18 protein-coding genes are annotated in these 24003 nt (G+C 40.2%); 8 read left to right on the top strand and 10 right to left on the bottom strand.

Annotation, left to right across the window (positions count from 1 at the left end; translation table 11 throughout):
* Window positions 1-66: 66 nt before the first annotated feature.
* The 4 genes from ED557_03995 to lepB all read left to right on the top strand — a co-directional run bounded on the left by ED557_03995 (window position 67) and on the right by lepB (window position 6795).
* Window positions 67-2937, top strand: a complete 2871-nt coding sequence (locus ED557_03995) for a hypothetical protein (GenBank protein ID RNC85939.1) — start codon at window positions 67-69, stop codon at window positions 2935-2937.
* Window positions 2938-3274: 337 nt separating this feature from the next.
* On the top strand, window positions 3275-5077 hold the full coding sequence (locus ED557_03990; GenBank protein RNC85938.1) for an elongation factor 4: 1803 nt from the start codon (window positions 3275-3277) through the stop codon (window positions 5075-5077).
* On the top strand, window positions 5077-5661 hold the full coding sequence (locus ED557_03985) for a hypothetical protein (protein ID RNC85937.1): 585 nt from the start codon (window positions 5077-5079) through the stop codon (window positions 5659-5661). Before ED557_03990 ends, ED557_03985 begins: the two co-directional genes overlap by 1 nt.
* Before the next feature lie 9 nt (window positions 5662-5670).
* The gene (lepB, locus tag ED557_03980) at window positions 5671-6795 is read left to right on the top strand and encodes a signal peptidase I (GenBank protein RNC85936.1); all 1125 of its coding nucleotides are present in this window, start codon (window positions 5671-5673) and stop codon (window positions 6793-6795) included.
* A 65-nt stretch (window positions 6796-6860) separates the two neighbouring features.
* On the opposite strand, the gene ED557_03975 is transcribed toward lepB, so the two are convergent.
* Together ED557_03975 and ED557_03970 are read right to left on the bottom strand one after the other, a co-directional pair.
* On the bottom strand, window positions 6861-9047 hold the full coding sequence (locus ED557_03975; GenBank protein RNC85935.1) for a hypothetical protein: 2187 nt from the start codon (window positions 9045-9047) through the stop codon (window positions 6861-6863).
* 213 nt (window positions 9048-9260) lie between these two features.
* Complete coding sequence (locus ED557_03970; protein ID RNC85934.1) at window positions 9261-11717, bottom strand: penicillin acylase family protein; 2457 nt, start codon at window positions 11715-11717, stop codon at window positions 9261-9263.
* 355 nt (window positions 11718-12072) lie between these two features.
* Here ED557_03970 and ED557_03965 point away from each other — a divergent pair, with 355 nt between their 5' ends.
* The 3 genes from ED557_03965 to ED557_03955 all read left to right on the top strand — a co-directional run bounded on the left by ED557_03965 (window position 12073) and on the right by ED557_03955 (window position 16586).
* Window positions 12073-12918, top strand: coding sequence for a 3-hydroxybutyryl-CoA dehydrogenase (locus ED557_03965; GenBank protein ID RNC86168.1), 846 nt, complete (start codon window positions 12073-12075; stop codon window positions 12916-12918).
* A 205-nt stretch (window positions 12919-13123) separates the two neighbouring features.
* Window positions 13124-16255 (top strand): T9SS C-terminal target domain-containing protein, encoded by a 3132-nt coding sequence (locus ED557_03960; protein ID RNC85933.1) that lies wholly within the window; start codon window positions 13124-13126, stop codon window positions 16253-16255.
* A 130-nt stretch (window positions 16256-16385) separates the two neighbouring features.
* A complete protein-coding gene (locus ED557_03955; protein RNC86167.1) occupies window positions 16386-16586 on the top strand; it encodes a hypothetical protein in 201 nt (66 codons plus the stop codon).
* Window positions 16587-16814: 228 nt separating this feature from the next.
* Here the strand turns inward: ED557_03955 and ED557_03950 are convergent, their stop codons facing one another.
* From ED557_03950 to ED557_03925, 6 genes are all read right to left on the bottom strand, one after another.
* Window positions 16815-17645 carry an SDR family NAD(P)-dependent oxidoreductase gene (locus ED557_03950; protein ID RNC85932.1) on the bottom strand — a complete coding sequence of 277 codons (831 nt, stop codon included), beginning with the start codon at window positions 17643-17645 and terminating at the stop codon, window positions 16815-16817.
* Between the two features lie 144 nt (window positions 17646-17789).
* Window positions 17790-18302 (bottom strand): Crp/Fnr family transcriptional regulator, encoded by a 513-nt coding sequence (locus ED557_03945; GenBank protein RNC86166.1) that lies wholly within the window; start codon window positions 18300-18302, stop codon window positions 17790-17792.
* Between the two features lie 67 nt (window positions 18303-18369).
* Window positions 18370-19578: an FAD-dependent oxidoreductase gene (locus tag ED557_03940; GenBank protein RNC85931.1), complete on the bottom strand. Its 1209-nt coding sequence runs from the start codon at window positions 19576-19578 to the stop codon at window positions 18370-18372.
* Window positions 19575-20153: a hypothetical protein gene (locus ED557_03935; GenBank protein RNC85930.1), complete on the bottom strand. Its 579-nt coding sequence runs from the start codon at window positions 20151-20153 to the stop codon at window positions 19575-19577. Before ED557_03935 ends, ED557_03940 begins: the two co-directional genes overlap by 4 nt.
* Window positions 20154-20175: 22 nt before the next feature.
* Entirely contained in the window at window positions 20176-20412 is a 237-nt protein-coding gene (locus ED557_03930) for a DUF1059 domain-containing protein (GenBank protein ID RNC85929.1), read from the bottom strand.
* Window positions 20413-20463: 51 nt separating this feature from the next.
* The gene (locus ED557_03925; GenBank protein ID RNC85928.1) at window positions 20464-20841 is read right to left on the bottom strand and encodes a hypothetical protein; all 378 of its coding nucleotides are present in this window, start codon (window positions 20839-20841) and stop codon (window positions 20464-20466) included.
* 124 nt (window positions 20842-20965) lie between these two features.
* Between ED557_03925 and ED557_03920 the strand changes: the two genes are divergently transcribed.
* Window positions 20966-21160: a hypothetical protein gene (locus ED557_03920; protein ID RNC85927.1), complete on the top strand. Its 195-nt coding sequence runs from the start codon at window positions 20966-20968 to the stop codon at window positions 21158-21160.
* 814 nt (window positions 21161-21974) lie between these two features.
* Here the strand turns inward: ED557_03920 and ED557_03915 are convergent.
* Window positions 21975-22637: a hypothetical protein gene (locus ED557_03915; GenBank protein RNC85926.1), complete on the bottom strand. Its 663-nt coding sequence runs from the start codon at window positions 22635-22637 to the stop codon at window positions 21975-21977.
* A gap of 224 nt (window positions 22638-22861) precedes the next feature.
* Window positions 22862-23908, bottom strand: coding sequence for a ketol-acid reductoisomerase (ilvC, locus tag ED557_03910; GenBank protein RNC85925.1), 1047 nt, complete (start codon window positions 23906-23908; stop codon window positions 22862-22864).
* Between the last annotated feature and the right edge of the window lie 95 nt (window positions 23909-24003).

Raw genomic sequence — 24003 nt, 5'->3', positions numbered from 1 at the left:
CGCTTAGTACAGAACTCTTCTATCAAAATTACATAGGCTTTACATTCAGCAAAACAGTACGAATACATGAGAGAGCTCATAGAGTTCAAGCTGGATGCCAGGTTTATTCTAATATTAGTAGTTCTAAGCGGTATACCGTTTTTAAAGGTATCAGGACAAAGCCAGCAGTATCCACCAAAATTTATTAGCAGCGATTACCTATTCCAGAACTGGACTACAAAAGATGGTTTACCTGCAAATTCCATAGCCGCAGTTGCACAAACCAGTGATGGATATATCTGGTTTGGTACAGCAAATGGCTTGGTCAGATTCGACGGAAGTGCGATTAAAATATATAACACTGCGAACTACCCTTCGCTAGGTAACAATAGGATTCGAGGAATCGCGACTCTTGGAGAATCTGTATTTATACAGCACACTCAAAAGAAGTTTATACTTTTTGATGGCCTCGATTTTGAGCATGTAAACCTTCCCGGTTCGGTTAATTCACTCTGGTTCACAAGGATTTTTCAATATGATTCAGATAGAATCTTTTTACCAGCAGTAGGTGAAAGATTATTTAGCTATTCGGAGTCAGGGTTTGAAGAAGTATTAGATAACTCATTAGAATATCAACAGATAAGAAAAAGGGGGAGTTTTACCTGGGCACCGAATGGTACAGAGCTTTTTTATGAAGGAGAAAGAATTCTCGACCTGGGAGATCGAATTAATGAAGTTATTGTAGACCGGGAAGAAACCATCTGGATTGCAAGCTATAGCAAAGGGGTTTTTAAGATCAGGAGAAATCTGTTTTCGGTATTTAGTGAGGAAGAGGGCTTAAAAAGTAGGAATGTATATCCTGTAACAAGCACTAAGAATGGAACAATATGGCTTGGTACTTACGGAGGTGGAGTCGCTTCCATAAAAGATGAAGTATTAGAAACAGGCTATTTAATAGAAGGTGAAGATCGGGCATTTGTAAAAAGCATATTAGAGAGAGAGAATGGAGAATTGTTGGTAGCACTCATGGGAGGTGGAATACATAAATATGAAGGCGGAAATAGTTTTACTAAATATGTATCTCCAACCGAGAAACCCATTTATTCATTGTTTGAAGATTCTGATGAGGTGTTATGGGTAGGTAGCAGAGATGGGTTATTTTATAAAAAAGAAGATGATTCGTGGGAGCAGTTTGTACATCCTGATCTCAATAATAGCTCCGTTAACGTACTTGCTGAATCTGAAGATGGCAGCACTTGGATAGGTACTCAGGGCAAAGGTCTTTTCCATTTAAAAGATGGTAATCTCGAAAACATAACCAAAGCGGAGGGACTTTCAAGTAATCGAATAAGAAGTATCTGGATTGATACAGCTGAAACTCCAGATAATTATACAGTATGGGTAGGAACAGAAGATAATGGGCTAACACTCATCCCGGTTAGCAAAGGGAAGGCTTCTCCGTCACTTATTAAATCACTTAAGAAATCAAATGGTCTTTTTGATAATACCATTCATCAAATCATTCCTGATACATTGGGCAGGATATGGATGAACTCAAACCAAGGGGTGTTTTGGGTATTTAAAAATGATGTGTATTTATATCAGTCTGGAAGTTTTAGTGAAGTGCTTTCGACAGGGTTTACCGAAGTAGATGGATTGAGGAGTAGAGAAGGGAATGGTGGGGTATATCCTGCTGGGGCATATAGTCCTTTCGGGGAGATATGGTTCCCATCACAAGATGGAGTAATACAATTCAATCCTTACATGATTTATAGAAATGATGTAATTCCTCCGGTAGAAATTGAAAAAATAGAAACCGGATTTGGACAATCTTATGAACGCGATGCATATATAGAATTAGAGCTAGGAGACAGGAATCTTAGCTTCATGTTTACCAGTCTTAGCCTGGTTTCTCCTGAAAAAAACCTGTACAAATTTCGATTGTTCGGGTTTGATGAGGAATGGAATGAGGCTGGTTCAGATAAAAAAGTGAGGTATACAAACCTAGATCCAGGTACCTATCAATTTAGGGTGATAGCCAGTAATAATGACGGGGTATGGAATCGGCAAGGAGATGTAGTGACTATAACAGTGCCTCCTTACTTTTACGAGTCGGGTTGGTTTTATTCGCTCTTCTTATTCCTGGCTGGGATGTTCATAGCTCTGAGTATGTTCATCATGAGAATAAGAGCAAGAAGAGACCTGGTTCTTAGAGATCAGGATCTCGAGAATTCCAGATCTCAGATTAAAAAATTAAAGGCCAGATTAAGTAAACAAGAGCAACGCAAAAGCAGCTTATTTGCCTATATAAATAAAGAGCTCAGAAACCCTGTGATTGATCTTCTGACTCAGATTGAAAACGGGAGTAACGATGCTCATAAAGAGGTTGGGAACCTGCTCGAATATGTAAATCAACTCATTTTACTATCTGAGATCGAATTGAATAGAGCTGATTTACATATAGAGAAGAGGAATCTTGTTGTACTCTTAAAAGAAATTACAGAGCTGATTTCCTCAAGTGAAGAAGAAAAGAACATTGAATTATCGACCAATACCGAAGAAGTAATAATTGCAGTAGATGCCAGCTACTGTATCATCATTATCCAAAACCTCATTGGCTCCTTGTTAAAAGATGAGAATGCTACCAAAGTGAAAGTTCAGATTGTAGAAGAAAGCTCAATTTGCACTATCAAAATCAGTAATGATGGAAAAGCATACAGTCACGAAGAACTCCACGCCATATTCACTCTATTCAAAGATTACGAAGCTGATCTGGATCACCGAGAATTGCTGGGTATTAAGTTACCGTTGGTGGCAAAACTTATTGAACTACATAAGGCTACAGTACTGGTTCATTCAATTCCTGATCAGGGCAATACCTTTTCGGTTGTATTCAAAAAGGGGATCGCTCATCTGAATGATCCAAAAAAAGAAGACTTATTTGAAGAAGTAGTGTAATAAAGCGTAAGAAGTTGCGACTCATAGCATTGAATCAAGTTTGTTAAGTAAGGAAAGGCTTTACTTTATCTGACGTGAATTTGGGATAAGAAATGTTTAATAGATCACCTGAACAGACTTTTTAGTCATTCCTGCGAAGGCAGGAATCCAAATCTAGCTTATCGAAGTAGAACTTTTGTTTTAATGGAATTTCAGATTCCGGCTTTTGCAGCGGAATGACCTTTTTAACATTCAAAAATCTTTCTTATTCCGAATTCACGTTAACATAAGTTTTAGTAGCTCCTGCCTTCTTCGTATCTTTGACCCTTTTAAGAAGAGACGCACGTAGTAACGGTTCATGAATAACATCCGCAATTTTTGCATAATAGCCCATATCGATCACGGTAAATCTACCCTTGCCGATCGTTTGCTCCAGATAACAGGTACCATCAGCGAAAGAGAGATGCAGGAGCAGATGCTAGATAACATGGATCTTGAGCGTGAGCGTGGTATTACGATCAAAAGTCATGCTATTAAACTGGATTACAAACGCACAAACGGGGAGCTTTTTAGTTTCAACCTTATAGATACTCCCGGACATGTTGATTTTGCTTATGAAGTATCTCGTGCCCTAAAAGCTTGTGAAGGTGCAATACTAGTAGTTGATGCCACCCAGGGAATCGAAGCACAAACTATTTCTAACCTTTATCAAGCTATTGAGCAGGATCTTGAAATCATACCCGTTTTGAACAAAATCGATTTACCCAGTTCTGATCCTGAAGGAGTAGGTCAGCAAATCATAGACTTAATTGGTTGTGAGCGAGAAGATATTCTAACGGTTTCAGGTAAAACCGGAGAAGGAGTTCCTGTTTTATTGGAAGCCATTTGTGATCGTATACCAGGCCCTTCACAGGAAATAGATAAACCACTTCGTGCGCTAATTTTTGATTCGGTATTTAATACCTATCGTGGTTCTGTAGCTTATGTTCGTGTAATGGAAGGGGTGTTAAAAAAAGGCGATCTCTTCAAATTTATGGCCAATAAAGAAGAATATAACGCAGAAGATATTGGCTTTCTGAGGATGGATTACCAACCTGCAAAAGAGTTACGTGCAGGTGAAGTCGGTTATGTGATTGGAAGTGTGAAATCTCTCCAGGATGTTCGGGTAGGAGACACTATTACTACCGTTAAGAACGCTGCTGAAGAAGCTATTGCCGGGTATCAGGAAGCAAAATCTATGGTGTTCAGCGGGATTTACCCAACCAGTTCAGAAGATTTTGAGGATCTTCGAAGTGCTCTGGAAAAGCTTCAGTTAAATGATGCCTCTCTTAGCTATGAGCCAGAAACTTCTAAAGCATTAGGCTTCGGGTTTAGAGCAGGTTTTCTAGGACTCCTTCATATGGAGATAGTTCAGGAAAGGCTAGATAGGGAATTTGATATTGATATTATCACTACCGTTCCCAACGTTCAGTACGAGGTGAAACTGGAAGATGGAAATACCATTGGAGTTGATAACCCGAGTCAAATGCCTGGTGCTGGTGATATTGATGCAATCCTGGAACCTTATATCAAAGCGAGTATTATTACTCCGGCTGAGTTTATTGGCCCGATTATGAAATTATGCCAGGAACGAAGAGGTGTCTATATCAACCAGATGTTTATGCAGAATAACCGGGTTGAAATCACCTATGAAATTCCAATGGCTGAGGTAGTTTTCGATTTCTATGACAAACTGAAATCAGGAACCCGTGGGTACGCTTCGTTAGACTACGAATTTATTGAATACCGAAAAGGCGACTTAGTCCGTTTAGATATCTTGTTAAATGGAGAACAAGTTGACGCTTTATCAAGTATCACTCATCGTGACAAAGCATATTATCAAGGCCGGAAAGTATGTGCCAAACTAAAAGAACTCATACCTCGTCAACAATACGAGGTAGCGGTTCAGGCAGCTATCGGAAGCAGGATTATTGCAAGAGATTCGATCCGTGCTCTTCGAAAAGATGTTACTGCTAAATGTTATGGTGGAGATATTACCCGGAAGCGCAAACTGCTTGAAAAGCAGAAGGAAGGAAAAAAACGAATGAAACAAGTTGGTTCAGTAGAAATACCCCAGGAAGCATTTCTTGCTGTACTATCTATGGACGAGGACGACAGATAATGGAAAAACCTACAAAGAGAATAGTGGTGCTATTTTTTGTGCTAATGGTGTTGCTAACGTCATCAGCCTACGCACAATTTGAAGAACCTAATATCAAAAAAGTAGAAAATCAGGACGCTGAGAAATTTGAAGACAAGTTCGCCGATATTAAATGGACGGGACAGGGGTTCAATTATAACAGCCTTGATCGAATGCCTGCAATAGAAATTCGGGCACGTTTGGAAGGTGCCTTTGGTCAGCCAACCAAAACCATTGAGAATATTGTTGAGGATGGAAAATTAAGAGCTGGAAAAGCTATTCAATTTGAATACTGGTTCATTATTGATGGTGAAGTCCCAATGATGGTGCTGGATTTAGATGGACCTTTTGCTAATGGACTGGTTTATGTTGGAGCTAGTCGTTATATCGATTTAATGCCGCAGGTGAAGCGAACATTTACAAGACTGGTTACAGAAGTAGAACCCAAAGAATACACTGATTATTTCTTTTCGCCAGAGCGAAACCAATGGTATAAAGTAACTTATAAGGACGGCGTGTATTCAAAAGAAGAAACAACTCTTCCCTCACACATAAAATTAAACTAAAAGATCACTTTGGAAGAAGAAAAAAAGGCAACAGAAGAAACCAAAAAATCAGGTTTTTTTGGGCGGGGTAAAAAAGATAAGGCTGAAGAAGAGAAGCAGGCAAAGTCGTGGCTAAGGGAATGGATTGATGCTCTCGTATTTGCCTTTTTTGCCGCAGCAATTTTGCGTTCATTAATTTTTGGCTCATATAAGATTCCTACTGGTTCAATGGAGCAGGATTTACTCATTGGGGATTTCCTGATTGTTTCAAATCTAACCTATGGTGCCAGAACCCCGATGGCAGTTTGCATTCCATTTACCCAGATTTGTTTACCTGGTATTAAAATCCCATCTACCCGGCTTCCAGGGTTTAGAGATGTGGAGCGAAATGATATCATTGTATTCAATATACCCTGGGAAGCTAAGCCCATTTCACAAAAAACGAATTATATAAAACGGGCTGTAGGAGTTGCTGGTGATACCCTGGAATTGAGAGATAAGATCCTTTATATAAATGGGGAACGTGAAGAGTATCATGAAGGGGTACAACGTTTTTATACCCTCGCCTTAAAAGAAGGTGTTAGATTAAGTAATGCCAAAATGGAATCGGTAGGAGCTGGAACCATTGGTGGTAATGATCGGTACGTACGTACAATGGGTAACAACTTATATCAGGTTAACCTAACTGATGATGTGGCAAATGTTGTGCGAAACTGGCCTGAAGTTGATTCTCTGGACTTCTACATGTTTGATTCAGATGAACCCGTATTTCCTTATGTGAATAGTAAAGGGAATTTTTCAAAAGCATTTTATAATCACGATCATTTTTCTGAAATCGTAATTCCTTTTGAAGGACAGGAAATCGAGCTCACCAACCAAAATTGGTATATCTATCAGGACTTAATTGAGCGATTCGAAAATAATACAGTAACACGTGAAGGGAACGACTTCATTATTAATGGGGAAAGAACTAACACCTATACCATTAAACAAGACTATTACTTCGCGATGGGAGATAACCGAGATAATAGTGAAGACAGCCGTTTTTGGGGATTTGTACCCAGAGATCATCTGATCGGTAAAGCCTTTGTGGTTTGGATGTCTTTAGATGGCATGGTTCCACGATTTAACCGGATACTTCACGTTATTGACTGACCGGAAGAACATTGAACGTTGAACATCCAACAAGGAACTTCGAAGTTCAATGTTCTACCATTAGGTCAATCATTATTGGCAATATAGTCTATCCGCCAGGTGTACTCTTCTACTAAGTTTTTTGTATAACCTTCTTTAATGAACTTGATTTCTGAATTATGATCCAGAAACCAAGTAGTGGGGAATACATAAATTTTTTGTTGAGCTAAAAAACCATCATCTCTCAAAACAACAAAATCATAATCCTCTTCATCCATCCATTCTTTTACTTTATCAATGGATGGGTCGTTATTAATTGTTACTACCACAACCTCTGAGTCCTTCTCATACTTTTCATGAAGCAATTGTATATCGGGCATCTCCTGAACACAAGGTCCACACCAAAGCCCCCAAACGTTAAGAATTACAATCTTCCCTTTTAGATCATTTAATTCAAAAGTATTATTGGATAAATCTTTCAATTCGAATCCGGGAAATGAATCCCCATTTTTCATGTATTCGGATAATACCTCTTGCATTTTATCTATCTCTCCCTCGTTTTTTATATTAGCGAGATAGTCCTCAAATAATTCTTCGCTCCCATTTCTCTGTATATATAGAGCCTTAATTGATTCAATATTTGGATTTACTCCCATTGATTCAATTTTCAATCCTTTCTTATAATAGGATTCTGCTTTATCAAGATTCCCAATGAATTCATTTAGTTGCCCTAATCGATTAAGATTAATTGAGTTTTCTGAATTCAATGAATATGCCCTGGAGAGATAGATTTCAGCACTGTCCAAAATTCCTTCCTGAAAATTAATCCAACCAAGAGCATCATACATTATTGCTTGCATCCAGCTCAAGCTTCTTTGATAGTCTTCTTCGGTTTTATATACGTTACGTTCGTTTTGCCCTTCAATTTTGGCTATTGCAACGGGGATACCCTCTCTAACAATTTCTTTAGCCCTCTCAAAGTATTCAGTCGTTTCTGAAAGAAAAACCGGAGCCCGTGCATAGGTTATATGAGGATTGATTCCTTCATATAAAATCATTCCTTCTACAATTTCTAGTAGGGTTTCCGGGACAATAGCGTCTTTTTCTTTAAACTGAGATACATGAAAAAGTTCTCTATATGCATCTCCAAGTAAAGTTTCTCTAATATGAAATGGCTTATTTACAAATTCCCATAGCATTTCCTCATAGTTAGAGATGACTTCAGGATCGGCATCCTCAGAAATTGCTTTTAAGTTTTCTCTTGAATAAGTACGGTATCTCTCAACGAGTACCCACTCAGTATTCAAGTGATTGGGATATTCATTAAGTACTCTTTCTTCATATTCAAACCGTTTTTCTTTATCTCCCAATCCTCCATAAGTGCTGGACAAGCCAAATAAAAATTTAGGTCCCAAATACCCATTTTCATCTATATAAGAAGTTCCTTTCTGAATTTTCTCAAACTTTTCTTCCTTTGTAAGTTTATCATTAGAGGTTAGTAGCCTCCAGTAAAAGCTATGTACCCGATAAGAATTGGTTTGATAAACAATTTGTTCCAGGAGCTCAAAAGGCTCATCACGCTGACCTTTTAGATTTAGATAGTAGGCCGGTAAATAATAAGCGTCTACCCAATCAGGATGCTCTGCTCTTATTTCTTCGAATATTTGAAGTCCTTCTTCAAATTTTTCCATTCCCTCTTGTTCTTCAGACCTGAAATTCGAAGAAAGCAAATTGCTGCCTTTAAGTGATAGAAGAATGATACTATTCTTAAATTCTGTTTCGCTTAGGCTATCTATATAGTTTGAGGATTCTTCCTTCTTCCCCACATTACTTAAGATTACCGCTTTTAACCAATGGAAGTATTCATTATTAGGATGTAGTTGTACTACCATATCAAGATTTGAAGCAACTGAATCTCTTTTCTCAGGTGAGGAACCCAATGCCCTGGTTTCAGCGAAGGATGTCCAGGGATTGTTAGGAAATCTTTCTTTTAGTGTATTGGCTATCTCAACGGAACTATCCACTTCTTCGTTTCTGGCCAGCAAAGCAGTATACCATGCACCCACTTTGGGAGAATCCGAATATTTAGTAAAAAGCTCTTCTCCATGTTTTACCCCAAGATCCAGACTTCTGTTGAAGTAATAATCGATTAATAGTTTCTCGGCGTCTTTATCATTTTCAATAGTGCGATTGAAAACACCTTGAGCTGAAATGGATTGTGATAGTGAAGAAAATGAGAAGATCAGGCAGAATAGAGTTAGTAGATTCTTCATAGTTTGAGGCAACTTAAATGGATAGAGCACATCTAAGTACGTATTTCTATATCAGAGATGCAAAAGGGCTAGAATTAATTCTTTAGGATCAATTTCATCGTTCGAAATTCTGCTTCCACGATTTAACCGAATACTTCACGTATCGACTGACCGTAAGAACATTGAATGTTGAACATCCAACAAGGAACTTCGAAGTTCAACGTTCGATGTTCTTTAGTCTTCTTTAGGAATAAGCTTCATCGTTCGAAGTTCTGCCTCTCTAAATAACGTGCTATCCTGGAAGAAGTCCCGATACAGCCCATCCAGCCACATCTGTGTTTGATCTCCAAAGTGGGAGGAGAGAGGGTTGCCCGATTGTCCGGTTGGTATAACAGATTTTGTTGAGCTGAGATCAGAAAAATCAATTACTCTTCGAACGGAAGGCCCAAGCACCATTTCAAAAGGGCTATCCCATTTGTATTGGCCATTATTGATACTCATTCCGTGTCCTCTAACCGGATAAGGCCCTTTACTAAGTACATTATCTACAATCATTTTTAACGCTTGTGGCGCTGCAGGATCATCGGCAGCCTGACCAAATAAAGGAGGGCGAAGTGAAATGGTATGTAATTGCTCCCAACGCCATTCAAAAGGTTCACTTCCCAATGAATCGCTTAAAAAGAAAATAGCATCCTGCATACTTTTGAGTACAATATCAGACTTTGTCTCAAGCTCGGGCGTGTTGATATTATCAAAAAAGGAGCTGCTGTCCTGTACCAAAGCACTTAACGTTCGAACCGGGATAAGTTCGTGGATAATAAAGTTTTCATACGCGGCATCACCAAGCTCGTCCTTTAGCGTATTCTTTGTAAAGTTGATGAAGAAGGCATCGAAAATAGAAGCAGCGGTAGAATTGGATTCATACTTAAAATCCCAGTTTTCCAGATAGGATACAGGAACTGAGAAATCGTACACGTTTTGGTTCTGGATAATATCCAGGATTACCGGGGTAATCGTTGCAGCAAATGCGGAGTAGGAATCGTTTTGGATATCCTCCATATCTTCAATGCTAAGCACCTGGCTGGCAGTTAAGCGTTCTTCGATGCGTTGCATTCTGGAAGGGGGTTCCCAAAAGGTGCTGATATAATGCGGGTAATTTTCAGTGGTTAACTTGTTATTGGCATTAGCAATCCATCCTTTTTCAGGGTTAATTACATAAGGCATTTCTTGCTGAGGTATAAATCCCTTCCAATCATCTTCAGGAACCCAACCTCTTCTCATTGTTACTTTATTTCCTGTTCTTATAGGCAGCTTTGCGGTAGAAAACATCCCGATATTTCCTTCCACATCACCATAAAGGAAATTCATACCCGGAACTCCGTAATGAGGAAGGGCATCTTTAAACTGCTGGAAATTTTCTGCCCAGTTCATCAGGTACATAGTTCGAAATTCATTGGAAAGCTCGTACCCGGTCCATTTCAAGGAGACCACTTCATTGTTTAATAAAGTACTATTTGGATAGATATCGGAAATAACCGGGCCATGGCGAGTGTATCTAATCTCCACCAATTCATCATCCGCATCTTTTATTTTAATGATCTCCCGGATTTTTGTGAAAGGCTCAAATACTACTTCTCCTACATTAGCTGAATCAACAACATAGCGACCCCGATCTTCAGGGTCTACTTTTTCGAGGAAGAAATCAGTGTCATCAGACATCATACTGGTGAATGACCATCCCAACTGATCATTTTGTCCTAGCACAACCCCGGGGATTCCTGCTAAAGTTACTCCTGAAACATTTTTCCCATTTAGATTTAAGTGAATCTCATACCATTTCCCGGGCATATCAAGGCCTAAATGGGGGTCGCCGGCAAGCATTGGATATCCGGTATTTGTTTTTGATGCGTCAATAACCCAGGCATTACTTCCTACATGAGAGCCTTCTGTTTCCAGGAGTTTTCGACGCTCAATTTCCTGCTCAAAAAAGGGAAGTAAGGCGGTAGTGGTAAGACCTATGGATTCGTCATCATTAAGAGAGGTAGGTAGTCCATCCGCCCAACCGAGAAGCAATTCTTCAAATTGGTCTTCGGAAAGGGTAGCTCCCAGGTGATTGTACATTACTTCACTCCACCAACTGATATTCAATTCCCATGCCATGAGTCGGGTTACTGCAAGAATACGTGTTGGAGACCATTCAATAGGTTCAATATCAGCGAGAGCAAACTGAACAGGCAGGCGGTTGCTATTTTTTCGGATGAAAGCGTTGACACCATCAGAGTAGGCATTCAGGATTTGCCGCTCTTTCTCATTCAATACTTCCTTTTCCAACCGTTCAGCTGTTCTCCAAAAACCCAAGGTACGCTGATATTTGTCTAAAGGAACAAGTTCTTCTCCAAAAAACTCAGCAAAGCGACCTTCAGCAGCAATTTGACTTAGTGTCATTTGCCATAACCGATCCTGGGCATGAACAAATCCGAAAGCGTAATACAAATCTTCTTCATTATTGGCATAGATATGAGGGACTCCAAATTCATCCCAGTGAATATCTACTTGCTCATTCAAACCTTCCAATGAGATAGAATCTTCATAATCAGGCAAAGGTTTGTAGAACGTCCAGTAAGCAGCAAGCCCGATAAAGCCAAGAATGAGGATAAAGAAGAAAAGGAGAAGTTTGAGAACAGTATTCATTTCCCAAATGATAATCGTTAGTCGTTAGCATTCGAATATAGAACAAAAAAAGAATAACGATTGGGTAGGGAATGAAGAATATTCAATAAGGAACAGTTGAACATCGAACATTGAACTTCGAAGTTCCTTGTTGGATGTTCAAGGTTCAATGTTGTTATCTATTTACTCTTACCTCAAGGTCATCCTGAGGATACTTCCGAAGGATCTAATCGATTTGTTATCCGCTTAGATCCTTCGCTTTCGTTCAGGATGACACATAGGGGTATTGCTTTTTGTACAATAATGGGTTGAAAAGCGCTTCCGAAACCCGGAACTTTGGTCAAAAATTAACTCGAAAATTCATCAGGAAATGAACATAAAGAATGTAGCAGTAATCGGCGGCGGAACAATGGGAAATGGGATTACCCATGTATTTGCAATGAATGGGTTTAACGTAGCTCTTATCGAAACCAAGCAGGAATTTGCCGACCGTGCCTTAGCCACTATTACAAAGAATTTAGATAGGATGGTGAGCAAAGAGAAAATCTCTGAACAACAGAAAGAAGAATCACTGGCAAACATTACGGTACATTTGAATATAGGTGATGGGGTTGCTAATGCAGACCTGGTAGTAGAAGCAGTACCCGAAGACCTGGAAATCAAACGTGCTGTATGGACACAAGTAGATGCTGCCGCCCCGGAAGGATGTATTTTCGGTTCAAACACTTCCAGCATTTCCATCACCAAACTGGCTGCTATGACCTCCAGGCCTAATCACTTCATTGGGATGCATTTTTTCAATCCTGTTCCGGTTATGAAACTGGTGGAAATTGTGCGAGGACTGGAGACTTCTGATGAAGTATACCAGGCCATAGAAGAGACTTCTAAAAAGCTCAATAAAATTCCGGTTCCGGTAAATGATATGCCCGGATTTGTAAGTAACCGTGTACTTATGCCTATGATTAACGAAGCCATTTTTGCAGTGTATGAAGGAGTGGCTACTCCGGAACATGTGGACGAAGTAATGAAATTGGGAATGGCTCATCCAATGGGGCCTCTAAGACTTGCAGACTTTATCGGTCTGGATATCTGCCTCAGCATTTTGAATGTACTACATGACGGATTTAAAGACCCCAAATACCGCCCATGTCCGCTGTTAGTACAAATGGTTGATGCCGGAAAATTAGGGAATAAGTCCGGAGAAGGGTTTTATTCTTACTAAATAGCAGAGTGAGAGGGAACAGCCTATTCCCTCTCTAATTTTTTTAGGTGACACCTGTTATAAAACTTGAAACCGCTTTTCTCGGGAATAACTACCTCAACATTAAGATAACTTAACAGAGACTTTACACCTCTAATTTGTCACACAAAGAAGAAATGGTTAGACTCTGAAGCTTTTTCTTTTAACTAATGATTAAGGGTAATCTATGAGAAAACTTTTACTATCCTTTGGGGTTTCTTTACTTCTATTCACTTCGGGTTATGGGCAAACATTATCTGCGGGTGATATAGCAATAATCGGGGTTGGTGTAGATGATGAAGAAGTTCTTCTTGTCGCATTAACTGATATATCTTCTGGAGAATCAGTTTTTATTACAGACGAGGAATGGGGCGGAAGTGCATTCAATTCAGGTGAAGGATTTTATGAATGGGTAACACCATCAATTTCAGCAGGGGATGTTTTCACATTTGCTACTTCTGGTGTAACCGGAGTAGATGGTGGAAGTCAGGGAACAGTTACCTCTAGTGCAGGTTCTTTCGCTTTAGGTAATAATGGTGATGGGGTATTTATCTACCAGACATCCACTAATGTCTACAATACTGGTACTTATACAATTTTAGGTTTTGCAGGTGAAAGTTCTTCAAACGCAGGAACCCTTACTGGTACAGGTTTAACAGAAGGCACAGATGCAGTTTACTTTGGTGGTGATAACGGTATTTATAATGGAACACGAACAGGAGGAGACCAATCAAGCTATCAAGCCCTGATTTACAGTTCTTCTAATTGGACTACTTCGGGCAGCTCTCAAACATTCGATGATACTAGTTTTGAGTTTTCTTCGGGCTCAACTCCTGCAAAGTTCGCGGTAACAACGGTAAATAATAGTAATTCCCCGACTGCTGATACGTCATTCGATGTTGTTATAGAGCTTCAAGATTCTGACGATGAAGCCACTAATGCTACCCAAGATACTTCAGTAACATTATCACTAGCTACGGGAAATGGTAATCTTGGAGGAACGTTAACGGGAACTATCTCATCTGGAAGTAATTCTGTTACAATTTCAGGTGTAACCTACGATACTGCGGAATCAGGTGTTTCTATAACTGCTACAAATACTGGGGGAAGTCTTACGGCTGGAACCAGTTCAACATTTACTGTACTAGAGGCAGCAACTAAACTAGTTATTCAAAATTTTCCAACAAGTGGAGCTACATCTGAATCGATAAGTGAATTTACTGTGGAGATTCAAAGAGCTGATGATTCAGTTGATCTTAACAGTTCGGCCAGTGTCTCAATTGCTGTAAATTCTGGATCAGGAAATCTATCCGGTACTTCTCCTGTATCCGCTTCAAGTGGGGTAGCTACTTTTAGTGACATATCCTTTGATACTGCTGATGACTATACGGTAACTGTTACTTCCTCGGGGCTTACAAGTGCTACTTCTAGTACAATCACAATTTCTACCACTGTTTCTCCTTCTGTTGGTTCCGTTTTTATTACAGAAGTAGCTGACGCTGATACCGACTTTAATGCTGAGTTCATTGAATTTTATAATTCTGGATCTGATGCGGTTACTCTTTCTACCGCAGATCTCTTAATGTATGATAATACTGGTACCACTTTAGAAACTACCTTCGATATCGAGAATTTTACTGGTTCTACAACTATTCCGGCAAATGGCTTCTTAATTATTTCAAGAGGAGCTACGGAATCTGAGTTTGAAACGGAATGGGGTACCTTACAATCAAACACCAACTTTTCTGAAGGATCTTCAAGTGCCTTTTTCGGAACGGGTAGAAGATGGGTACTACAGCAATCAGGTTCTGCTATTGATTCAACAACCAATGGTGTTGGGTCGGCTAGAGATTTTCAGTTTCCTGTTGGAAGTCAAACCTTTATCACAGGAACTCAATCTGATGCGACTCCTGGTCAACTAGATGGAGAACAAGATATTTCCGGTGATGCAGGTTGGAGATTATTAAGTATTCCTAAAACTAGTGCTACAGGTGCGGATATTTCTGATGACGGCCTTGGTGCTCAATTTACTTCGGATACCGATAGTGCTACTATCTATACCTACGATGACACAGGTTCCTTTGAAGCAATCTCCTCTGATGCAAGTACTTTGACAGATGGGTATGGATTGGCCGTTTATTTCTTTGACAATACAGATGCAAGTAGTACTGAGCTACCAATTACGCTTGATGTTGTTGGTACTGAACCATCCTCTGATGTTAGTGTGACACTATATAATGGCGCTGCAAATCGTTTTACCTTAGTAGGAAATCCTTTCGCTACTAATTACAATACCAATTCAATTTCAGCTACAGGGGGAGATATCTCAGATAACATTAGTTTTTGGGATGATGCTTCCGGCTCTTATTCTGCTGAGGATAGAACAGCAAGTAGTGGGTATATTATTTCTCCATGGCAAGGTTTTTGGGTAGAGACTTCAGATGCTTCTGTAACCAGTATCTCTTTTCCTACTTCTGGAAAAACTTCATCTGATACTACGGGTACTTCTTTCTCTAAAGAGTTATATAACAAAGCAGATATCTCGTTCACGCTTTCTTCCGAGAATAGCTTCGACGAAGCGATTCGTTTAGCCTTCAGAGGATACGCAACCGAAGAATTTGACAGAGCTGATGCAACCAAGTTGATCCCAATGGCTGGTACCTATTCAACCATGGCATTCAAATCTAACGATATCTTAAAAGCGGTTGAGTCTCTCCCTTACGATCTGACTGAAGAAACTACCATTAACATGGAGCAGCAATTAGTAGGAGTGAGTGGCGAGTTTACTCTTGATTGGAGTGGATTAGAGAGTATCCCTGAAAACTGGGAGCTTATGTTCCACGATTATGAAGTGGGTACTAATGTGGATATGAGGGCTGAGACCAGCTACACCTTCGAAGCTACTTCTGAAAGCAGCGAGAAAGTAAACCCACTAAGTATTTTGACCGGAGCGGTTGCTCAGGCTCAGAAGTCAAAGAGTGAAGATGGTATCCGCTTTGCGATCACCATTACTCCTAATACGACTTCAGTGAGCAACGAGACGGGTGATGAACCTATCGCCTTCGAGCTGGAGCAAAACTACCCGAATCCGTTTAACCCATCTACCACAATCAACTACACAGTAGCCTCTATGGGCAAAGTAACGTTGAATGTATACAACCTGATGGGACAAAAAGTAGCGGAGCTGGTCAATGCGACCAAGACCGCGGGAAGTTATAATGTAAGCTGGGATGCTTCAGGAGCAGCCAGTGGCATGTATATTTACCGCTTAGAAGCAGGTGGACAAATTTTTACTAGAAAAATGACATTAATTAAATAAATTGATTATCCTTGCAAGAGCGAGTGAAGCGCGATCGTGGCCTGTCCTCCGTATGAAACTTCGGAAGGCAGGCAAACATGTCGAGATTACTTCGCTATCGCTCGCAAAGATGCTTATAAGGACCAAGACTATGAAAACACGAATATTATTTACTCTTACCGCACTCATATTATTTGTTACGGAACTAGCGATAGCTCAGCCGGGTCTTCCGGGAGCTCCAAACCAGGCTCCAATTGATGGAGGCCTTGGACTGCTGGCAGCAGCTGGAGGTGCTTATGCAATCAAGAAGCTGCGCGACAAGCGTAAAGCGGACGAAGAAAGCGAACTTTAAGGCTGGCTTTCTAACTAACTAATTTTGAGCCCCGATATAACCATCGGGGCTTTTTTTGGTTAAAGAGAACCTGAAACATAGTTCCAATCTGCGAGGAGCTAGCCACGAAGTAATCTCGAAGAAGTTGGCAAACTCATCGAGATTGCTTCTCCCGACCTTCGTCGGGATCGCAAAGACATGAAGATCGGCACTTCATACCTCATGATTTTCTATTCTCATTCAATATCTCTAAAAGACCACGGATTCTGCTACAGAACGTTGCTCATCTAAATCTTTTTGAACACTATCCAGCTTCATTTGAATGGTAGTTAAGGGAATCCTGCCCAAAGGTAATCGAAGAGGTGGGTGCTCTAAATTAACCATATCAATAATAGCGTGGGCTGCTTTATCCGGATCTCCTTCTTGCTGGCCATGTACTCCTTTAAGCTTATTGCGAAATATTCCCGCTGTTTCGGAATAGTCTTCAATAACGGTTTCTGCAAGGCCTAATCCTGTACCTGCGAACTCTGTTCTAAACGGACCTGGCTCAACCATAGTTACTTTTATGTTTAATGGAGCGGTTTCCTGTGCTAACGCTTCGCTGAACCCTTCAAGGGCAAATTTACTGGCGTTGTAGATACCAAAGCCAGCAAAGGCTTTAATACCCCCATGGGAAGAGATTTGAATAATATGCCCTGACTTCTGCGCTCTCATAACTGGCAGTACTTCCCGGGTAGTCTTTAATGCTCCAAAAAAATTTGCTTCAAATACTTTCCGGGTTTCTTCTGTAGAAGTTTCTTCGATAGCACCGGCAAAACCTACTCCTGCATTGTTTACTAAAACATCGATACGGGTATTGGTTTCTTTAAGCCTATTAAAGCTTGCTTCAATTAGATGGTGATTGGTGATATCCAGTAGCAGAGCTTTAGCTTTATTTTGATAGAGTTTATTGAATTCGTCGACTTGCTCTTGCCTTCTGAAGGTACCTATTACGTAGTCTCCGTATTCGATTACAGCTTTTGCAAGTGCTTTACCTAATCCACTGGATATGCCGGTTATAAACCAGGTTCTGTTGTTCATGATGAATGAAGATTATTTGTTAATGTCATTCTGAGGCTACCGCCGAAGAATCTAAACGGGTGGTGACTCAATAAGATCCTTCGCAAGTATGCTCAGGATGACTGTTAAGATAAATCCAGGTGTAAAGCTCTCTCTTGAACTAGTTCAAGAAATTCCGGCTTTCTTTGCCCGGATTTTACTTAGGAACTCAGCGCTCATCCCCAGATAAGAGGCTACAATGTATTGCGGTACCCGGTCGATGATATTAGGGTAGCGATTAAGAAACTCATCGTACCGTTCTTCAGCTGTTTTTGAAAGATTGGATAGAGCACGATTTCGGGAAAAGGCAAAGGCTCGTTCTGTTGAAGCTCTGAAATATTCACTTAGCGAGTGTATCTCCTTGCAAAGAGGTTCTATATCATCGTAATGCATTTGGAGGATAGTAGAATCTTCTAGTGCTTCTACAAAAAGAATAGCAGGAGTCCTTGTCACATAACTATAGAAGTCGCTTATGAACCAATCATCAACAGCAATTTGGACCGTATGCTCCTTGCCTTCATCATCAATGAAATAAGAACGAAAAGCACCGCTTACCACATAATTCCTGAAATTAGAAACTTTGCCAGGTTCATCAAGCAATGTTTTCCTTTTAATCTGTTTAGGATGAGCGATATCTATTACTCGTTGTGCCTCATCACGAGAAAAGGAAACATACCTTCGGATGTTAGAAATCAGGCCGGAGTGATTATCCATTTTCAAGAATTAATCTGACAGCTTCATAAGCCGATTGTCCTGCACCGTGAACTGTAGAAGAATCTTCCGGGTAAGCTTCTCCTGCAAAAAAGATCTTATTATCAATAGGTTCAACCAGCGTTGATTGAACGGAGTAATCATCATAGTGAGTATATGAACCTTGTATATAAGGCTCAGCTGACCAGTTTTGAGTAACATGTTTGATATAAGTTCTGCTGGCATCATCCCCAAAAATCTCGTCAAGCTCATTCAGAATGTACGCTATGCGATCAGCATCATTTTCGAATTGAGCATAAACGGTTGCTGGTTCACCTACAGTAAAAAGAGCAAAGATATTTCGGTCGGTATCCTTACCGAAAGTAGCATCATAGTAGAGTTTTTCCCCGTCTAAGGTATCTACGATAAGTCCTCTGTCAAATAGCATTTCCGGATAAAAGCGCTCTGAGAATTCCATAAAAACTTTTATTCCATCCGGCATATCTACCTTCTCCATTGCAGCTGTTTTTTCGGAAGGGAAAGACGGTACAAAATCGATCAGGTTTTTCTTCAAAATCGTGAGTGGAACAGTTACAATAACCCGATCTGCTTCATATACAGTACTTTCATTGGTAGTAACTCTTACCCTGTTTCCGGAATAATCGATTTCAGTAACCGGGCTGTTATAGATAATTCGACCTGATATCCCTGGAACAATGTAATCTTCGAGGTAATCGAACCAGGTAGAACTTTTGAACTTCCATTCTGCATAGAAATTTGTGAAGAAGTTTCTCTTTCTGAGTTTTCCATTTTTCCAGATGTATAGCTCGGATGGGGAATAATTGATGATGTCGATATTAGCCGTTTCATCAGGGTTATTTAGCAAAGTAGCCAGTATTGAGGGGTCAGTGTGAATCCACTCGGCACCTAAATCGATCGGGAAATCAGCAAAACTATCTATTTTTTTCACCCTTCCTCCAAATACTGAGGACGCTTCCAGGATCTGGAAATCAATTCCATACTGATTGAGTACATGGCCAGCCATTAACCCGGCAGTACCTGCGCCAATTACAAGCACATCTCCTGAAAAGTTGACATCGAATTCCTCATAAAAAGAGACACTATCATCACAGGAAGAAAGAAAAGCAGGTAAAAAGAGCGAACCTGCTCCAAAGATGGAGGCTTTTTTTAGAAGTTCTCTTCTGGAAATAGAATCACTCATCATATACTAAATTTAATTCCGAGTTCGACGAAAAAAGTCATGGAGTTTGTAGAAGTACCAAATCGTTTTCCCAGAGAGTATTTATTAAACCAAAAGTTGTTACCTCCTAGTGAGCCAATAATTTCCTGGTTGATGGAAGGGAGGAAGAAGTGGTTTGTTTCTGTTTCTTCGTTTGATTTTGATCCCGTACCAAGATTCACCGAAAAAGAAGTTGTTTTGGATTCTAACAAATAGCCAAGACTTACCGAGGTTTTATAGTTAACGCGTCGTTTTTCTTTGATCGTTAAAATCCCCACTTCTGTTTGTGCCAAGAAGTTCTTTGTGAGATTATATCGTGTAAAGTATCCTAACTTAGGTTCAACACTGATATATCGGGTTTTCTGCCTATCCGGGTTTTCAAGAATGGGATCGTCTAAAAAAAACTCAGAACCAACCTGGATTCCTGGTTGAATAACCATATGGCCAATCAGGGAGACTGATACACGCGTATTCGGTTTGATCTCCTGAGCAAGCAATGAGCCTGAACACAGCAATACAAAAAAAGCCCCCCAAAAAAATAATACCCTTAGCTTATGCAAAATATGTTATTCGACTAATGTATTAGCTATGTGGTAATGCTTCAAAATCTGCGCGTTTCCCATCCATCCATTGTTGAAGTCCTTCAGGATCGTTCATTAGCTCACTCATAGCTTGCATGGCTTCAATATGAGCTTCGTCTTGTTTCTGAAACATCTCCATTCCGTGTTGTTGACTGAGTTCAGCCATTTCTTCAAAAGTTTCGGCACGGAATTCAATATTACAGGCTCCACCTAGTTGTTTGCAGGTCATGGTTTTCATAGCAGGATGGATTAGGTTTGTGATTACTTACCTGGAAAGTAAATGATTTGATCAATACATCGTATTAGGATTTACCGGGTGCTTAGGTATTTGTTGAATAGCATCCCAATGCTCACATATTTTACCTCGTTCATCAAATCGGAAGAAGTCCATGGTTATGTACTGATCGTTTCCAGGCCAGGTTTGATGTGTATGAAGAGCTACTAAATCTCCCTCCGCAATGCAACGAAGAAACTCGATCGATTTATCTGGGTATTCATTCTGCATTCGTTCGAAATACTTGATAAATCCCTCAGTGCCATCTGCTACATTAAGGTTATGCTGGATGTATTCATCTCCAATATAAAGTTCAACAGCTTTTCGTGAGCTTCCTTCATACGCCATTTTATAAAAGGCGATAGCATTTTGTTTGTTAGCCTGTAAGTCCATTATCGGTTTTTTATTCATTTTCTACCCGAAAGTAAATGGGCAATGGGAGAGGGGCAAATTATCAAATACAGAAATGTTTGGTGGACTGAGAAACAAAGTGAAGTAATCACCGTAGCCAACTCCGTTGATAATTTTTGATAAGGAGAACATCATGGAAAAAGGAATGGGAATCGCAATCGGTATAGCAATAGGAACTGCTATTGGTGTAGCAACGGGCAGTATGGGGTTGTGGTTAGGCTTAGGCGTGGTGTTAGGGGTTCTTATCGAGAATGGAGAGTTTGAGGATTGGGGGAAATGGGGCGCTGAATCGGAGGATTAGCTTCTCTAATACTTTTGTCTTCTACTTTTGTACCGACACTGAGCTTCCTCAGTGCAGGCTCAGTAGCAAAAACTCTCCGCTGCGAAATTTGAATGGCGCTCATGAAGCTTCGGCTGAATAAATCCGAAGGTCTTCGATCTACCTCAAGCGCTAATACTTTTCTCCCCGAACGGATTTATTCACCTTGCAGGTATGCCGATCCTTCAACTCGCTTTTTCCATTCCAATTTCTAATGCGGATTAACCTATCAAGGATACTTCAGAATTTTGAGTTGTATAAGCTCGGGATAAGGAACACTAAGAAGGGCAATAAAAGACTTTTCGGTCATCCTGAACTTGTTTCAAGATCTTAAGGAAGGGCGTTGTTCAGCTATCCATTTTGTAGTTGTTTCATGAACCTCATAAAGATGCCGAAACAAGTTCGGCATGACGGGTTTAACATTCCTTACGGTGGGTTTTGGTACTAGCGCCTGTCCCGGTGGTTATCGGGAATCAATCGCTCAAAAGTATCATAGAAATAACCTAAGAATCTTGTTCTTCTACAGCAGCTAAGGCCTGCGCTATTACCTCAGCGATAGAATTACACCTAGATTCTAAGCCCTTTACGGAAGCAGAAATAATCTCAAATTTACCTTCTGGCAAATATTCGATATCGAGATCTATTTTAGTATTAGTTGCTGGCATAGCATTGGGTTGAATGGGTGAATAACCCGAATGCAGGAAAAATTCGTTCCATGTTATGAATTGTAATCCTTAGGTCTGTCGGCTGTATACTTTAGAATGTGGGTAAAGTTGAACTAGAAAAATAGTATGAATTACCAAGGAGTTATTATTCCAAGTTCTTTTAAAGTATCATGATAAGTGTCTACTGCTTTGTCGTCATGATTATAAAAATCATCCCAAAAGGATTTATTAATAGGTAAATAAAACTCTTTTGACCATGCTTTAGGTTCGATTTTATATTCACCAAACCTGTATGAGGATTTTAAATAAGGGTCAGGAATATTAGTTAGGTTAATTTCAAACAGTTCCATAGGGACAAGACCTGAAGGGAAAAAATGATACTGAGGGTTAACATATTCAACATACACTCGCTTTTTAAAGATCGAGTCTCTTTTTTTCCAAATATTAATTATTGAGTAAACTTCTCCTATTTCAATTCCCCAGTTTCTTAATGACTTTCCATCATAATCAGGAGCTATATTTTTAACGCAAACCCCTGAAATCATCTTTTTTCTTTTTTCGAATTCCTTATCAAATTCAATTTTAACTTCAGGGTTAATATTTGTCTTAATTAGTTCTACTACATCCTCGAAAGTTTTCTTCCTATAATCATAACCAATAAGATTTAGATAGCCATTCTCTCCAAAGTAGTTTTCCAAAAAGGAAGAATCCTGTTCATAAAGCCATTTTTCGAATTTTTGAGCATTTCCATTACTGGAAATAAAATCGATTAAATATCCCTTTATCGCATCCATCAAAAAAAAGTATAAAGTCCAGGTGTAAAATCCGAAAAATAAAAAGTCATCCTGAGCATACTTGCGAAGGATCTAGTCGTATAGTCGATTAGATCCTTCGGCGGCAACCTCAGAATAACAATTAAAGGGTAGAGTCTTTGCGAGGAGTCTGCGACGAAGCAATCTCAAGGATATGAGTAGAAATGAAGAGATTGCTTCGCTACGCTCGCAATGACAAACAGAGTTTAATTATTCTCCGGCCGCAAGGTCCTTACGGTAGCACCAGCCTGCCACATTTCGCTTTCGCGGAGTTCCTGGAGCTCTTGTTCTAATCCTTCCCGGTAATCATCTTTGGAATTAGAATCGATTGACTTCTGAGCTTCATTACCTGCTGCTACTTCTTTATAGAGCTCTTCAAAAACTGGCTTTGTCGCATCGCGGAATGGTTTCCACCAGTCCAGTGCGCCACGTTGAGCAGTGGTAGAACAGTTGGCATACATCCAGTCCATGCCGTTTTCGGCTACTAAAGGCATGAGAGATTGGGTAAGTTCTTCCACCGTTTCGTTAAAGGCTTCGGAAGGGGTATGCCCGTTTGCACGAAGTACTTCATACTGCGCAGCAAAAATTCCCTGGATGGCGCCCATTAAGGTTCCGCGCTCGCCTGTTAAATCGCTGTATACTTCTTTTTTGAAGGTGGTAGGGAAGAGGTAGCCTGATCCTACACCAATCCCCAATGCAACCACACGATTTTTTGCATTTCCTGTGGCATCCTGGAAAATGGCATAGCTAGAGTTTAATCCGCGGCCTTCTAAGAACATTCGGCGAAGGGAAGTCCCCGAGCCTTTTGGAGCAACAAGAATCACATCCACATCATCCGGGGGGACAATACCAGTTCGTTCTTTATAGGTGATTCCAAATCCATGGGAGAAGTAGAGTGCTTTTCCGGGAGTTAGGTTCTCCTTTACGGTAGGCCAGAGGGAGATTTGTCCCGCATCGGAAAGAAGGAACTGGAGGATGGTTCCTCGTTGGCAAGCTTCTTCAAGTTCAAAAAGTGTTTCGCCAGGAACCCAGCCATCGGCTACCGCTTTATCCCAGGTTTTGGAGTTCTTTCGTTGGCCGACAATTACATTAAAGCCATTGTCTTTCAGATTTAAGGCTTGTCCGGGGCCTTGTACTCCATATCCTAAAATGGCGATCGTTTCGTCTTTAAGGGTCTCCCTGGCTTTCTCAAGAGGGAATTCCTCACGTGTTACTACTTCTTCTTCGACTCCGCCAAAATTTAAAAGTGCCATTTGTGTGTTCTGTTGTTTTTAGTTTGTGAGTTTCTTTTAGTTTTGGATGTGTCTTAGAGACACACCTCTTGTTCTCCTCTCAAGAGGAGAGACTC

It is taken from the genome of Balneola sp., assembly GCA_003712055.1.
Lineage (GTDB): Bacteria > Bacteroidota > Rhodothermia > Balneolales > Balneolaceae > RHLJ01.
This window is presented reverse-complemented; position numbering and strand designations above follow the sequence as displayed.